Genomic DNA, 14,095 nt, shown 5'->3' on the forward strand with positions numbered 1-14,095 from the left:
GTTTGGAATGGTCATCACGCTGGTCGGTGAAAAGCTGGCAAAACCGGGGATGGAGTTCATCTACTACGGTCCAGCTGAGCCCTGCAAGACCTGCAGGCTGGCAAGGGTCTGCGTAGGCAACCTCGAGCCAGGGAGGAGGTACAAGGTCGTCAAAGTCAGGAACATAGAGCACTCCTGTCCACTGCACGAGGGGAAGGTTCGCGTCGTTGAAGTGGTGGAGCCCTCCATCGAGATCCTTATGGATCCAAGGACGGCCATCATAGGCTCGAAGATCTCTCTCAAGTTCGTGGACTGCAGCGACCCGGACAAGCTTAACCTTGTAAGGCCGGAGGGCCTCTTCGAGGGGGACACCGTCAAGATCCTGGAGATCATGGGGGAAGTAGACTGCAACGGGAGGAGGTACAAGCTCGTCAAGGTGATAAGGGAGAGGGAGTAGTTTTTTTCTTTATCTACCATTTTCACGGGGGCGATATTGTGAGTACTCTCGCGGAGATCCTTCATAGGATGGATGAACTGGAACGATACCTCAGGGAGCTCATTGAGGTTAATCTTCAGCTCATAGAGGATGCAGAACCGGAGGAATGGGAACGGAAAGCTGTGGAGGAGAGGAGAAGAGACGAGTTCCTCATCTGGGACGTGGTAAAGAATGAGCTTTGAGAACAGAGTACTAATCAGCAAAAGTGCCCTTAAAGAACTCATGAGCATTCCTGAAAAAGAGAGGGAGCTAATAAAAGACCGGATTTCTAAGTTAGCCTTCTTTCCCCTTGCAAGGTTAGACGTTCAAAAACTTCGGGGATATGAGGATGTATACCGCCTCAGAATCGGCGAATATCGGGTTATATTCGAGTATCAAAAACAAGAAAGGTCAATACGAATTCTGAAAATCGGAAAGAGGGAGAACGTTTACTGAGTGATTCCTATGAAGCTCGTCCACGACCCGGTTCACAGGACCATAGAGCTCGAAGACTTCGCCGTTAGGCTCGTTGATACGCCTGAGTTCCAGAGGCTGAGAAGGATAACCCAGCTCGGGCTCGCTTTTCTGGCCTACCCGTCCGCCAGACACACCCGTTTCGAGCACTCCCTCGGAACCTACCACCTGGCCAAGGAAATAAGCTCACGCAACCCAGAGATCGAGGAGGGCGTCGTCTACGCAGCCCTGCTCCACGACCTCGGTCACTACCCTTTCTCTCATACCCTCGAGTCCCTCTTCCCCAAACACGAGGCCAACACGGTGTGGATAATCAAGCACGGAGAGATCGGGGACGTTATAGGGGAGAGGTACTCCCTAAAGGAGGTTCTAGGCCTCCTCGGGCACCCCCTCGTCAGCGGCGACATAGACGCCGACAGGATGGACTACCTAGTCAGGGACGCCTACTACACCGGCGTTGCCTACGGTCTGGTTGACCTCGAAAGGCTCGTCAGGAACCTGCACTGGGACGGGAAAAGGCTCCTGGTCCGTGAAAAAGGCCTCACTGCGGCCCAAAACCTCCTCCTGGCGAGGAGCATGATGTACTCAACGGTCTACCAGCACCACGTCTCGAGGATAGCCGGGGCCATGATAACGGAGGCAGTTAAGCTCGAGGGGCTGGCCCAGGAGGAGGTAAGAACCATGGACGAGATCGACCTGATCTCAAGGCTCAGGGGGAGCGAGAGGGCAGAGGTTCGCGAGCTGGTTAGGGCCGTTGACGAAAGGATGCTCTACAAAAGGGCCCTCTGTTCGGGGAAGGAACTCCTAGAGGGCGAGCTCCGCGACATAAAGAAAACTCTAGAGGCGGAGTTCAACCATCTGGCGATCCTCGACTATCCTCCCAAGCCGAAGTTCGAGGAGAGGAACGCCTTCGTGGAAACGCTGGAGGGCGTGAAGAGGCTCAGCGAGGTTTCGCCCCTGGTTAGGTCTCTCGTCGAGCTCAAAGACACGCAGTGGACATGGTGCGTCTACGCGCGGAAGGATTTCGTCGATAGGGTTAGAAGGGCCGTTGAAACGTACGTTGATGTTAGTCCACCCGGGGAATGATACGGTCTCTGATGATCAATAAAGTCCCGCAGGGCACTCTTTTTCCCTCAGGTAACGTTATAAGCATTCCCTCCTAGGGTTTTCGGTGATCACGATGGCGCTGAGCGACAGACTTGAGCTGGTAAACCCTTCTGAGATAAGGAAGCTCTTCGATTTGGCTGCTGGGATGGAGGATGTGATCTCACTCGGAATCGGCGAGCCCGATTTTGACACCCCCGAGCATATCAAGGAGTACGCCAAGGAGGGTCTAGACAAGGGCTACACCCATTATGGCCCGAACGCTGGCCTGCCAATGCTCCGCGAAGCTGTGGCTAAAAAGCTAAAGGAGCAGAACGGCATAGAGGCCGACCCAAAGAGCGAGATAATGATCCTGACCGGCGCGAACCAGGCGTTTCTGATGGGTCTCGCAGCATTTCTGAAGGACGGCGAGGAGGTTCTGATCCCATCCCCGATGTTCGTGAGCTACGCTCCAGCTGTAATACTCGCGGGTGGAAAGCCCGTTGAGGTGCCGACCTACGAGGAGAACGAGTTCAGGCTTTCCGTTGATGACCTTGAAAAGTACGTCACCGAGAAAACGAGGGCGCTCATCATCAACAGCCCTAACAACCCGACCGGAGCGGTCCTGACAAAGAAGGACATCGAGGAGATAGCCGACTTCGCGCTGGAGCACGACCTCATAGTTTTCAGCGACGAGGTCTACGAGCACTTCGTCTACGACGGCGTTAAGAACCACAGCATAGCTTCCCTCGACGGCATGTTCGAGAGAACCATTACCGTCAACGGCTTCTCCAAGACCTTTGCCATGACCGGTTGGAGACTCGGCTTTGTCGCCGCTCCCGCCTGGATCATCGAGAAGATGACCCGCTTCCAGATGTACAACTCCACCTGTCCGGTAACGTTCGTCCAGTACGCTGCTGCGAAGGCCCTCGAAGATGAGAGGAGCTGGAAGGCAGTTGAGGAGATGCGCAGGGAATACGACAGGAGGAGGAACCTCGTCTGGAAGAGGCTTAACGAGATGGGCCTCCCGACGGTTAAGCCCAAGGGTGCCTTCTACATCTTCCCGCGCATCAGAGACACTGGCCTGACCGGCAAGGAGTTCAGCGAGTTAATGCTGAAGGAGGCGAGGGTTGCCGTCGTCCCTGGAAGTGCCTTCGGAAAGGCCGGCGAGGGCTACATCAGGATAAGCTATGCAACGGCCTACGAGAAGCTCGAGGAGGCAATGGACAGAATGGAAAAGGTCCTGAGGGAGAAAAAGCTCGTTTGATCCCTTTATTCCTCCCTTTCCAGGACGTGCTTCTCAAGAACGTAGCAGTGGAAGGTTCCCTCAAAAACTTTCTCGTTCTCTTCGTTGAGGACGCTGGCAATGACCACCTTCTTCCTCCCGAGGTCTTCCTCTACTCTTGCCTCGGCCCTTAGCTTTTCGCCAGCCTTCACCGGCTTGAGGAACCTGACTTCGGCCTTTCCGAGGACGACGGTGGGCTCGTTGACAGCCAGCATAGCGGCGTAGTCTGCTAAACCGAAGGTAAAGCCGCCGTGTACTAGACCGTACTCGTCAACTGCCATTTCCTCTGTGGTAACGAGCTCGACTTCCGCTTTTCCAGGCTCGATCAGGACGGGCCTCCCGACAAGCCTCTCCGAGGTAAGCCTGTGGGTCCTCTGCTCCATGGTTACCACCTCACACCTCAACCAGATCCTTTAAAACCCCTCTCAAACCCGGATCGACCATCTCAAGGAAGGCTTCCTTGGAGAGTGGTCTTTGCGCCAGTATCTTGACGGCCCTCTTCTTCCCTATGCCCGGGATCATCTGGAGGACTTTTGGACTCTCGCGGTTCACGTTTATCGGAACAGGGATTCCCGTTATGCTTCTGAAGCCGTGATCAACTATCAGGACGTCGTAAAACCCGTTCAGCGGAACCTCCTTGGGAATGCCAACGATGAGGGGGTAGCTCCCTATCTGCCTGCCGTAGGTGAGGCCGTTGTCGAAAACTTCCGCGCGAACGTCCCTCAAGACCGTGCCCACCGGAACGACGCGCCTGAGCATTGGCAAATCGATCTCGTGCCTTATCTTGTACTTGTAGTGCTGGATTAACCTTTTGTGCTTCTCTGTCTTAACTTTGTCCCTCATGTGCCAGAGAGGTGTGCCGGGGAAGACGACCACCTGGCGGATGTTTATGCGCCTCACCATCAGGCCATCGTCCAAAAGTCTCTTTAGGAACTGGAAGGTTATCTCGTAGCTCTTCTTAGTCTCTCCCGGGAGACCGAAGATGATGTTTATCCCAGGAAGAAGCCAGGGCATGCCGTTGGGGCCTCTCTTTCCGCCAACCTCGTTGAGTATCCTTACCGCCTCGTAGGTTTCCTCTGCCGTGGCGTTGAGGTTGTTTAGCCTGGCAACCTTGGGATCGGCACTTTCCAGGCCGAAGGCAACGACGTTGCCTGGAGTTCCGTACTTGATGAGGGCCTTGGCTATTCTAATGCTCTCCTCGGGATAATTCGCTATCACCGCAGGATTCGCGTTGTCCACGTGGAGGGTTTTAACATGAGGAGCAACGGAACGTATTCCAGCAAAGAGCTTTTCTATTGCCTCAGGATTTGGGACCGGAACCCGGTCATTCGGTTTCGCCATGTAGGAGAATATGCAGCTCTGCCTCCCCACGCGGAAGTGCCTAACGCCGAGGTCGTAGAGGGCCTTAACCTCTGCCACAACGTCTTCAACGGGCCTGTCCTCGACCGCTCTATAGCGAACCGGCTCGGTGCAGAAGGAGCAGCCGCCTATGCCCATCGCCTTCGGACAGCCGCGCTGGGTTTCGATCTCGACTATTACAAAGTCTGGAAAGTCCGGGAACTGCCTGACGACTTCCGCCCCGATAATTGCGTAGTCCCTCAATTCGCCATAGTCCCTGAAGCGGAAGGGGTCTGCATCGTTGGGCCTGCTGAGGAAATCGAAGAGGAAAGCCTCAAGGTCGCCGTACACAACGTGGTCGAAAACGGAATGAGCTAAAGAGAGCTCGCGGGAGGTTATCCTTGTTCCGCCGGCGTGAGCTGAGCCCATGAAGGCCGGTCCACCGAGGATTTTGATGCCTTTGAAGGGCTTTACGAACCTGGCGATTTCTTCAACCTGGGAGGGAACTGCGGAGAGGTATTTTCCTGGAGTGTGAAGGCCGCCGATGTACACTATGATGTCGGCCTTTTCGAGTATTTCGCGGGTCTTTGGGAAGTTTGGAGTCTTGTTCTTCGTGGCGATTCCTTTTTCCCCCTCAAAGGTGGCCCTTAGGTCGTCTATGGTGAGGTAGAAAATACTGGCGTCCTTCCTGGCCTTCTTTATCGCCCCGTAGGCGTACCTCGGGTAGATGCCGAGGTAAGGCGGAACGCCCAGGCCAGCCGGCTCGTCGGTGTAGCCGTCGACGATGGCAACTATCATGTCCCTGACTCGGGGAGGGGAGTTTAAAAGAATAGTGGATCAGCCCAAGAACGAGACGTAGAGGAAGTACGCGTATATGGCCAGGAAAATGAGCCCCGTCTTCCTGCCGACCCGGCTGTTCCTCCTGAGGGAGACGGTGAGGACGAGCATCGCGAGGAGTGTCAGCGGGACTGTTGTGTGGAGAACCGCCGGATCGACCTTTATGGGCCTTATTATCGAGGCTATGCCGATGACCATCAGGATGTCGAGTATGTCGGCCCCTATGATGTTGCCGACGCTTATGTTGGGGAGCTTTTTGATCGCGGCCATCAGGGAGTTTGTGAACTCTGGCAGTGAGGTCCCTATAGACACCAGAGTGAGGCCGATCACTACCTCCGGAATGCCGGCGGCCCTGGCTATCTTAACCGCGCTGTCAACCACCATCTCAGCGCCACCGATTACCAGAAGGCCGGATCCGAAGAGTATGAGAACGTCCCTGCGCGGGTTGCCCCTGCCTTCGGCCTCTATCTCCTCAAGGCTCACGTGTCGCTTGTAGAGGTAGTAGATGAAGCCGGCGTAGATCGCTATCAGGCTGAGGCCGTCGAGTCTGCCTATCGTTCCGTCGAGCATTAGGAGGGATACGTAGGCTGTTATGCCGATCAGGAAGAGCGAATGCCTCCAGGAGTCCTCATCGACGTCGAGGGGCAGTATCATCGATGTCACGCCGAGGATGAGGGCTATGTTGGCCAATGCACTCCCTATCGCGTTTCCGAGGGCTATGTCGCTGCTTCCCCTGAACGCCGCTAAAGCCGAGACCGTAACCTCCGGCAGGGTCGTCGCTATGCTGGCCAGGACGAGGGCTATCATGAACTCGCTGACGCCGAACCCCTTCGCAACCCTCGCCGCAGCTTCGATGAAGAGGTCGCTCCCCTTGACGAGAAGGACGAGCCCCACTAGGAAGGCAATCGCCACGATGAGCATTGAGGTCATGGGCATCCCCTCAACCCCTTCTCGGTCCTGACGGCCCGGTTTCTTCCCTCCTGGCCGACTCCATCTTTATGACGTAATCTGCCGCGTTCTGGAGCGCTATGGAAAAGCCCGGATCAACGCCTATGACAACGGTTTCCTTGCCCCTCCTCTTCGCCTCGATTATTATCGGGAGAAAGTCCGCATCGCGGGAGGCCAGGGCTATTACGTCGACGTCCGCGTTGTATATCATCTCCATGGCCTCGATGGCGACCCTCACGTCGGTGTCGCCGGCCACTATCACGGGCTCAAGCCCCTGATTAACCACCGCCTCTATCAGTCCCTGCGGCGCGTACTGGTTTAGGATCACCTTGGCTATCCTAACGCTCCCTATCCTGCTCAGGGCCTCCATTATGTCCTCAAGTTTGATGCCGAACTCCTTCCTCAGGATGTTGGGCCCGTCTATTATGAGGCCTATGGTCTTGCTCGGGACCTCCTCCCGGCCTTCCTTCTCGCCCCTCTTGAGTATCCTGAAGATGGTCTCCTTCATGCCCCTCCACCGCCGAGGATTATCGCGTAGTCAGCGGCGTGCTTCAGCGCGACCGAGAATCCCGGCTCGACGCCTATAACGACCGTCTCCTTCCCCTTCTCCTTGGCCTTTAGGACGACCGGCAGGAACTCGGCGTTCCTCGTGGCTATGGCTATGATGTCGATGTGGGGATTGTAGATCTCCTTCATAGCCTCTACCGCGAGCTTCACGCCAGTTTCACCCGAGACAACCATTGGCTCAAAGCCCTGGTTGGATATGGCCTCTATCAGTCCCTGGGGTGCGTACTGGTTGAGTACGACCTTGGCCACTCTGATGTCCCCTATCTCGGAGAGAGCATCTACGAGATCCTCCAGCTTCACTCCGAACTCCTTCCTCAGGATGTTGGGCCCGTCTATGAGGAGGGCTATCTTCTTTTCCCTTGAGACCTTCCGCTTCATCTGTCCGATGATCCTGATCCCGCTCTTGGTCATCGAAACTATCTTCTCCCACTTTCCCGCCATGGGAAACACCGCTGTACATCGATGTCATCACGGGGCGAGTTGGATGAGGACGTTAAAAAATTATTCATCCCCGGAGGAGCCTCTTGTAGTAGTACCACAGCCCCCTGATTATGTCCCTGATCTCGATCATTGTGAACATCTCGGTCCTGTCTATGAGCCTCGCGGTTTCTTCCCAGCTGTGGGCCTGCAGAACCCTGTAGATCAGCAGCTTTATCTGCCTCTCGTCGAGGTAGGGCTTCATCCAGCCGTCGAGGAAGTAGAGCTTGACTATCGGCTTCACTGCATCGACAACGGTGTCGTAGGTGAGAACCTTGCCTGTAAACGCATCGAGACGCTTCTTCTGGACATCCGTCAGGTGAACTGGATAATCGACGGCCTCACCGAAGGGCGTCTCGAAGAGCCAGCGCGCTATCTCAGGCTCAAGCTCGCGGTGCGTATCTCCAAGCCACTCCGTCAGCCTTATCCTGAACTCGTCGTTGGCCTGGCGGATGAGCTTCTTGGCCTTCTCGCTTATCGGCTTGAGGACTATGGCCGTAAATTCCCCACTGACCGGGTTCCTCGCCGGGCTGAGGTGCACAACCGCGAAGCCGTTTTTCACCCAGAAGCGTGCAAGCTCCTCACTCGCTCCGAAGCCGGAACCTATCCAGTCGAGACCCTTCTCTCTGGCCTCCTTTTCGAGAAGCTCCAGCGCCTTGCTGCCCAGCCCCATGTCCATCGCGTCTGGGTGCGTCGCTATCCTCACGATGCGGTAGCCCTTGAGCTTTGCGAACTCCTTGAGCATGTGGTGCTTGACCATCATGTCCGGGATTATGTTCCCCCTCGGCTTGTAGCCCTTGGCCATCTTCTCTATGACCTTCTTCGGAATGCCGCCCTCCTTGGCTATCTGCACCGCCGTAACTATCTTGCCGTTCTTGAGGCGGAGTACCCTCGCCTCGTGGTGGGGCGCGTCTGCCAAAAGCGCCACGTCGCTCGGCCTGTTGCGGTAGTGGGCGAGGATGTAAATTCCAACGAAGTTTCTAAGGTCTTCCCTGTCATGTTCGAACCAGTCATCGAGGTCGGGCTCCTCGAAGTATACCTCCTTGTTCTTGATGAGCTCGTAGTCTTCCTCGGTGAGCTCGACCGGTTCGGCATCGAGGAGGAGGACGTCGAAGAGCCACTTCTCTATTGGATCACCATAAGCATATCTGATAGGCTCGTCCATGTGAAGCTCCCTAAACTCGCGCTTCTCCCTCGCTTTCTTGAGGAACTTGACGGAGAAGCCCCTTCCTGCTCCTTCATAGCCGTGTATGGTTGAGGAATAAACAACACGCTCCTTGTTCAGGTACTTGTGGAGTATCGGCACGTGGATTCCAGCTGCTTCGTCGAGTATGTAGAGGTCGGCGCTCTTCCTGTAACCCTCGGCCGGCGGATAGTAGCGCAGGCCGATCTTCCTCGCATACAGCTCCTTTATGAGGCCCTTCTCCTCGACGACGTAGGGCTTGAAGCCGAGCCTCTCGAGGGCGCGCCTGGCGAAGCGGAAGAGGGCCTGGACGTTCTCAGGCTCGGGGGCAGTTACAACTATGCGCGTGCGCTTTCCAAGGGCGAGCGCCAGACCAATCGCCGCGATACCAACGGAAACGCTCTTTCCGCGACCCCTGTCGGCCGTGATAACCAGCATGCCCTCGTTCTCAACGAGGTTCTCAAAGGCTTTGAGGACTTCAACCTGCCCCTCGGTCAGCGCCATCTCGTAGAGCTCGCGCGGGAAGAGGGTCTCTTCAGGGATGGGGACTCCCTTCCGGCCCTTTATCTTCGCCTGGCTCTTGCTCCTCTTCGGCTTCTTCCTTATCTTGCCGTTCTCGGTGATTATGTAGATCTCGCCGTACTCGGTGAACTTTCTTATGAGGCGCCTGTTGAAGCGCTTCTTCACGTCGTCTATCGTGTAAGGCGGAGTAACTAGGCTCTTGTGGAAGCCCGTCCACATGTCCTTCCACTTCTTGAACGGATGCGCGAGGATGAATATCAGCCCGCCGCCTCTAACCGTCTCGATGATCCTGCCGAGGTCGTTCGGGGAATAATCGTAGCTCATGTCCAGGATGAGGAGGTCATAGGTTCTTCCGAGTATATCACGGGTGTGCTTGAAGGTTACAGCTTTAACCTCGGCGCTTCCTCCCGCTAAAACGTCGAAGTGCTTCCTGAATGCCTCGTAGCGCTTCCTGCCGAAGGTGTCTTCACCCAAGGCATCAGTCGCGTAGAGAACCTCTATCGCGCTCTCGCTCTCGTCCCTCAACCTTTTCTTCATCAGCTCGTCGAGAATCTCGTTCAGAACCCTCGCCGAAGCACCCGCAAGAATTCCGGCTATTTCAGCCTTTCTCTCGGTGTCGCCCTCGATGACTATCATTCTCCTGTGAAACTTCTCAAGCGCTTGAGCGAGGGCGGTCTCGGTGAGCTTAAGAACCTCATCCTTAACCTTCTCGCCCTTTGCGTAGTCTCTCACTTCCTTATCGAAGCGGACCTTGACGGTCATCTCTCATCCCCGGATAAAAGGGAGAGGGGGGATTTAAAAAGGTGGTGATCAGGGCCCGGCGTTGAAGAGGAGGCGCACCCTGGTGCAGTTGCCCACCGGCACCCTTTTCACCAGGGACGCCAGGTAGTTCTCCCGGGTAAGCTTTAAGAGCGTCCTGGCGTCCTCATCACTTATTCTTCCCCCTGAGATGTTTACGAGGTCCCTCACGACTTTCTCAGAGATCCTGTCCAGGTTTTTCACGGAGTACTCGTCCAGATTATCCCCCAAAGAGAAAGCCACGCTGGAGGAGTTCCACATGCCCAGGACGAGGGTCCTTCTCTTAAGGCCGTCCAGGAAACGGGAAGCGTCTTCTGGCCGGAATACAAAAACGACGCCTTTCTCCCCCCAAGGGGCATAGGCAAGCGCGTAGTCCCTGGCCCTTAGGATCTCCTTCTCGGCCCCACCGTTGAGCTCCACCCCGTACTCGAGTCCCTGACAGTTCATGCTCAGATTTCCAGCCCGCCCGAAGTCCTCCAGGGGTTCTCCGTGGGAGGTGAAAACGTGAAAGAGGCCCCACGAGAGGAGCGCCACAATTAAGACCGCCAGTATGAGCTTGATCCCGTACTTGTCCCATAGATCAAAGGCGAAGAACGGCGCTGCTATGCCCACCCCCAGGGCTACCAAGGACAATAGCAGAACCTTTAGAAAGCTCAGAGAGTCCAGCATCGAACTCAGGGGTCTGCCGCGTTTTAAGATAACCGCGGTCACGTTCTCCCACCTTTTCATGCTCTCGATGTGGGCCCGGATTATCACGAGCTCGTAGGCATCAAGCATCGCATCGCGGAGGAGCGTTTCGTTCCCCGTGGAGAGATACCCCGCGAACTCCCTGGCAGTAACGCGAAGGAACCTCTCGTACTGGTCACTGAGCACCTCCATATCACCGGCGTAGAGATGGTTCTCGTTGGATCCATCGACTTTCCCTTTCACGTAGAGGACGTAGGCATCGTAGTAGGGGGAGTACTCGTATCCGATGACGCGATCCTCGAGCGAGTCGAGGAACCTCCCGGCGAGCACCGGGGCCACTTCCTTCTCGAAATGGGGCTGTGTGGAGAGGACGGAATAATCCTCAAGCCTCTCCCCCACGTTCCTGTAGGAGACCTCCTGATAGATCGGAAAACCAACCAGGAGGGCCACTATTGCTATCGGAAGCAGAACCTTTACCTTACCCACCGTCATCCCTCCCTTTGGATAAGCTGGGGACATTCAACGCGGACGGCCCTTTGAAGGGTCTCAAACTCCCCCCGGGTGAGGTGCCCCCTGAGGTAGCCGAGGACCTCGCAGGAGCTGGTGTTCTCGTGGGAGTACACGTAATCGACGGCCATATTCCAAAGACGGCCCTCTGGGATGTCCACCCAACCACAGAAGTTCTCTCCGCCCCAGGTCTCGGACCGATCCGCATTCCCACCCAGCCACAGGACAACACGAGCGGCTGGGAAGGAGATCAAGAGCAGGGTTACCACTGCAAGTACACCTTTCAGAACGGAGGATTTTACCCCAAACCTCTGAAAAACCCTGCCGAGGATGTAAAACCAGAGGAGTGCCAGGGAAAATATACCCAACGACAGCAAAAATGCAAAGAGTACGTTTTTGACAGGCTCGTTGAGAACTGAGAGTGCATCTTTAACCTCTATGAGCCAGCCGAGGGGCGGTGACGGTTTAATGACCACTTCCGTGAGGTTTTTCTTCCCGTAGTCCCCGGCGAATTTCATAACGAAGTAGTCCACCTTTACCCAGAAAAACATGTCCTTCACGTGTTCTGTGGAGTTTCCGCCGGTCAGCATGCTCCTTAGATCTTTAGCATCGGAGCTGAGCCTATGGGAGGCAATATCTAGAAGGATGTCGTACTCTAGGCTCTTCTTTGAACCCCTAACCCCCTCCGGGACGAGGATCTCGATCTCACCGCGCCTTTTCCTCTGTCCAAGGGCTTTTTGAAGAAGATCCCAGGGAGGGAGAAAAGACGTTACCTCGGCCCTGTACGGTGCGAGCGTCCCGTTGCAGGGGAGAGCCTCTGCCACCCCGTAGGCCTTCTCGTATTCAACCCACTGAAATGTGGACGTCAAGATGAGGATCAACACAGCAACACCGATTACTTTCAGGGCTCCTCTCATGAAGAAACATGTTGGTTTGGGGTTTATTACCTTTTCTCATAGGGTGCATTTCAGACGATAATCGAAACGCTAAGCTTTTATACGAAAAAGACCGAATTAATTCGGTGGTTCTAATGCCGAAGGGTCTAGCTGAGAAGGACCTCGGAAAGTTCAGGCTCGTTGGCAACGTTGATGCCTTCAGGAGAAAACTCGTCTTCCAGGTGACGGAGATAAGCGTTGAGAAGGACGACTACTTCTCGAGGCTCTACCTCTACGATGGCAGGAAGGTTAAGCCCTTCACCTCCGGCAAAAAGGACTCCAATCCAAGGTTCTCGCCGGACGGAAAGCTTGTGGCGTTTACCTCAAAGCGCGATAAAGGTGAGGAGGCCGAGCTCTACGTCATCCCGACCGACGGCGGAGAGGCGAGACTCTTAGCAAAGTTCAAGTACGGAATCAAAAACCTCCGCTTCACCGAGGACGGGAAGGGCATAGCGGTTGTGACGCCAATAGACGTCGAAAAGAAGCCCAAAGATGATGTGCACATTATCAAAGAGCTTCCTTTCTGGTTCAACGGCGTCGGCTGGGTCTACGGGAAGAGGAGCGTCGTCTATCTGGTGGACGTTGAAACCGGAAAGAAGAAACGTCTGACGCCGAAGAACCTCGACGTCTCGCAGGTTCGCTTCCACAGAGGAAAGCTCTACTTCATTGCCCAGGAAGACCGCGAGAGGAAGCCGATGGTGAGTGACCTCTACGTGCTTGAAGGGAGGAAAGCGAGACGCCTGACGCCGGGGAAGTGGAGCATCTCGGATTTCATTCCGCTCGACGATGGGACCTTCATTATCAAGACCAACACCCGCGAGCGCGGGATCCCCACGAACACCCACATCTACTATTACAACCCCGAAACCGGCGAGATGAGGAAGCTAACAGCCAAGCTTGACCGCTCGGCATACAACTCCCTCAACAGCGATGTTAGGGGGAGCCAGAGGGCGGAGCTGGTCTTCAGGGACGGCTGGGTTTACTATGTTGCCACCGACGGGCCGAAGGCGAACCTCTTCAGGGTTAACCTCGAGGGGAAGATAGAGCGCGTTGTCGGCGGAGACAGGAGCGTTGAGAGCTTTGCCATAGGGGATTACATAGCCTTCACGGCCCAGGACGCCGTTACTCCCCTGGAGCTATACGTTCTGAGGGACGGGAGGGAGAGGAAGCTCACCAACTTCAACGGCTGGATTAGGGAATACACCCTCTCCAAGCCCGAGTATTTCAAAGTTAGGGCCAGCGACGGCGTTGAGATAGACGCGTGGGTTATGAGGCCCGTGAACTTCGAACCCGGGAGGAAGTATCCGGCCGTTCTTGAGATCCACGGCGGGCCTAAAACCGCCTACGGCTACTCCTTCATGCACGAGTTCCACGTTCTTACTGCCAAAGGCTTCGTTGTGATACTCTCCAACCCGCGCGGTAGCGACGGTTATGGAGAAGAGTTCGCCGATATAAGGGGACACTACGGTGAGAGGGATTATCAGGATTTGATGGAGGTCATTGACGAGGCTCTAAAGAGGTTCGACTTCATAGATGGAGAAAGGATAGGAGTTACCGGCGGTTCCTACGGCGGTTTCATGACGAACTGGATAGTCGGCCACACGAAGAGGTTCAAAGCGGCAGTTACCCAGCGCTCAATCTCGAACTGGGTGAGCTTCTTTGGAACGACGGACATAGGCTACTTCTTCGCCCCGGACCAGATAGGCGGCGACCCCTGGAGCAACACAGAGGGCTACTGGGAGAAGAGCCCACTGAAGTACGCTCCCAACGTTGAAACACCTCTCCTCATAATCCACTCGACCGAGGACTACCGGTGCTGGCTTCCCGAGGCGTTGCAGTTCTACACGGCCCTCAAGTACCTCGGCAAGACCGTCGAGCTTGCGCTCTTCCCGGGCGAGAACCACGACTTAAGCAGGAGTGGAAAGCCGAAGCACAGGGTTAAGAGGCTGGAGCTGATAGCTGGGTGGATGGAGAGGTGGCTCAAGTAGCCCAAAATCTTT

General features: G+C 55.6%; 14 protein-coding genes. 6 read left to right on the forward strand and 8 right to left on the reverse strand.

The window, feature by feature from the left end:
* The first annotated feature begins 7 nt into the window (after window positions 1-7).
* The 5 genes from ACZ5AM_RS06825 (at window position 8) to ACZ5AM_RS06845 (ending at window position 3,278) form a co-directional block, all read left to right on the forward strand.
* Window positions 8-436 (forward strand): UPF0179 family protein, encoded by a 429-nt coding sequence (locus tag ACZ5AM_RS06825; protein ID WP_464914285.1) that lies wholly within the window; start codon window positions 8-10, stop codon window positions 434-436.
* Between the two features lie 38 nt (window positions 437-474).
* Complete coding sequence (locus ACZ5AM_RS06830; RefSeq protein ID WP_464914286.1) at window positions 475-657, forward strand: hypothetical protein; 183 nt, start codon at window positions 475-477, stop codon at window positions 655-657.
* Window positions 647-910: a type II toxin-antitoxin system RelE family toxin gene (locus ACZ5AM_RS06835; protein ID WP_464914287.1), complete on the forward strand. Its 264-nt coding sequence runs from the start codon at window positions 647-649 to the stop codon at window positions 908-910. Before ACZ5AM_RS06830 ends, ACZ5AM_RS06835 begins: the two co-directional genes overlap by 11 nt.
* Before the next feature lie 9 nt (window positions 911-919).
* Window positions 920-2,014 carry an HD domain-containing protein gene (locus ACZ5AM_RS06840; RefSeq protein ID WP_464916036.1) on the forward strand — a complete coding sequence of 365 codons (1,095 nt, stop codon included), beginning with the start codon at window positions 920-922 and terminating at the stop codon, window positions 2,012-2,014.
* A gap of 94 nt (window positions 2,015-2,108) precedes the next feature.
* A complete protein-coding gene (locus ACZ5AM_RS06845) occupies window positions 2,109-3,278 on the forward strand; it encodes a pyridoxal phosphate-dependent aminotransferase (protein WP_464916037.1) in 1,170 nt (389 codons plus the stop codon).
* A 5-nt stretch (window positions 3,279-3,283) separates the two neighbouring features.
* On the opposite strand, the gene ACZ5AM_RS06850 is transcribed toward ACZ5AM_RS06845, so the two are convergent.
* The 8 genes from ACZ5AM_RS06850 to ACZ5AM_RS06885 form a co-directional block, all read right to left on the reverse strand.
* Window positions 3,284-3,679 (reverse strand): PaaI family thioesterase, encoded by a 396-nt coding sequence (locus ACZ5AM_RS06850; RefSeq protein ID WP_464914288.1) that lies wholly within the window; start codon window positions 3,677-3,679, stop codon window positions 3,284-3,286.
* 10 nt (window positions 3,680-3,689) lie between these two features.
* Complete coding sequence (locus ACZ5AM_RS06855) at window positions 3,690-5,432, reverse strand: radical SAM protein (RefSeq protein ID WP_464914289.1); 1,743 nt, start codon at window positions 5,430-5,432, stop codon at window positions 3,690-3,692.
* A gap of 39 nt (window positions 5,433-5,471) precedes the next feature.
* A complete protein-coding gene (locus ACZ5AM_RS06860; RefSeq protein WP_464916038.1) occupies window positions 5,472-6,401 on the reverse strand; it encodes a calcium/sodium antiporter in 930 nt (309 codons plus the stop codon).
* A 10-nt stretch (window positions 6,402-6,411) separates the two neighbouring features.
* Entirely contained in the window at window positions 6,412-6,927 is a 516-nt protein-coding gene (locus tag ACZ5AM_RS06865) for a TIGR00288 family NYN domain-containing protein (protein ID WP_464914290.1), read from the reverse strand.
* Window positions 6,924-7,427 carry a TIGR00288 family NYN domain-containing protein gene (locus ACZ5AM_RS06870; RefSeq protein WP_464914291.1) on the reverse strand — a complete coding sequence of 168 codons (504 nt, stop codon included), beginning with the start codon at window positions 7,425-7,427 and terminating at the stop codon, window positions 6,924-6,926. The genes ACZ5AM_RS06865 and ACZ5AM_RS06870 overlap by 4 nt, the downstream gene beginning before the upstream one ends.
* A 64-nt stretch (window positions 7,428-7,491) precedes the next feature.
* Entirely contained in the window at window positions 7,492-9,930 is a 2,439-nt protein-coding gene (locus ACZ5AM_RS06875; protein WP_464914292.1) for a tRNA(Met) cytidine acetyltransferase TmcA, read from the reverse strand.
* Window positions 9,931-9,978: 48 nt separating this feature from the next.
* Window positions 9,979-11,139 (reverse strand): hypothetical protein, encoded by a 1,161-nt coding sequence (locus ACZ5AM_RS06880; RefSeq protein WP_464914293.1) that lies wholly within the window; start codon window positions 11,137-11,139, stop codon window positions 9,979-9,981.
* A 2-nt stretch (window positions 11,140-11,141) separates the two neighbouring features.
* A complete protein-coding gene (locus ACZ5AM_RS06885; protein WP_464914294.1) occupies window positions 11,142-12,077 on the reverse strand; it encodes a hypothetical protein in 936 nt (311 codons plus the stop codon).
* Between the two features lie 113 nt (window positions 12,078-12,190).
* Here ACZ5AM_RS06885 and ACZ5AM_RS06890 point away from each other — a divergent pair, with 113 nt between their 5' ends.
* Window positions 12,191-14,083, forward strand: a complete 1,893-nt coding sequence (locus ACZ5AM_RS06890; RefSeq protein ID WP_464916039.1) for a S9 family peptidase — start codon at window positions 12,191-12,193, stop codon at window positions 14,081-14,083.
* Window positions 14,084-14,095: the final 12 nt, after the last annotated feature.

The sequence above is a fragment of the Thermococcus fumicolans genome (assembly GCF_055386755.1).

What these genes read in the sequence shown, in the direction of transcription:
- ACZ5AM_RS06890 (WP_464916039.1), top strand. Translation starts at nt 12,191, where the DNA reads ATGCCGAAGGGTCTAGCTGAGAAGGACCTCGGAAAGTTCAGGCTCGTT.
- ACZ5AM_RS06885 (WP_464914294.1), bottom strand. Translation starts at nt 12,077, where the DNA reads ATGAGAGGAGCCCTGAAAGTAATCGGTGTTGCTGTGTTGATCCTCATC.
- ACZ5AM_RS06845 (WP_464916037.1), top strand. Translation starts at nt 2,109, where the DNA reads ATGGCGCTGAGCGACAGACTTGAGCTGGTAAACCCTTCTGAGATAAGG.
- ACZ5AM_RS06860 (WP_464916038.1), bottom strand. Translation starts at nt 6,401, where the DNA reads ATGACCTCAATGCTCATCGTGGCGATTGCCTTCCTAGTGGGGCTCGTC.
- ACZ5AM_RS06835 (WP_464914287.1), top strand. Translation starts at nt 647, where the DNA reads ATGAGCTTTGAGAACAGAGTACTAATCAGCAAAAGTGCCCTTAAAGAA.
- ACZ5AM_RS06870 (WP_464914291.1), bottom strand. Translation starts at nt 7,427, where the DNA reads ATGGCGGGAAAGTGGGAGAAGATAGTTTCGATGACCAAGAGCGGGATC.
- ACZ5AM_RS06865 (WP_464914290.1), bottom strand. Translation starts at nt 6,927, where the DNA reads ATGAAGGAGACCATCTTCAGGATACTCAAGAGGGGCGAGAAGGAAGGC.
- ACZ5AM_RS06855 (WP_464914289.1), bottom strand. Translation starts at nt 5,432, where the DNA reads ATGATAGTTGCCATCGTCGACGGCTACACCGACGAGCCGGCTGGCCTG.
- ACZ5AM_RS06825 (WP_464914285.1), top strand. Translation starts at nt 8, where the DNA reads ATGGTCATCACGCTGGTCGGTGAAAAGCTGGCAAAACCGGGGATGGAG.
- ACZ5AM_RS06875 (WP_464914292.1), bottom strand. Translation starts at nt 9,930, where the DNA reads ATGACCGTCAAGGTCCGCTTCGATAAGGAAGTGAGAGACTACGCAAAG.
- ACZ5AM_RS06850 (WP_464914288.1), bottom strand. Translation starts at nt 3,679, where the DNA reads ATGGAGCAGAGGACCCACAGGCTTACCTCGGAGAGGCTTGTCGGGAGG.
- ACZ5AM_RS06840 (WP_464916036.1), top strand. Translation starts at nt 920, where the DNA reads ATGAAGCTCGTCCACGACCCGGTTCACAGGACCATAGAGCTCGAAGAC.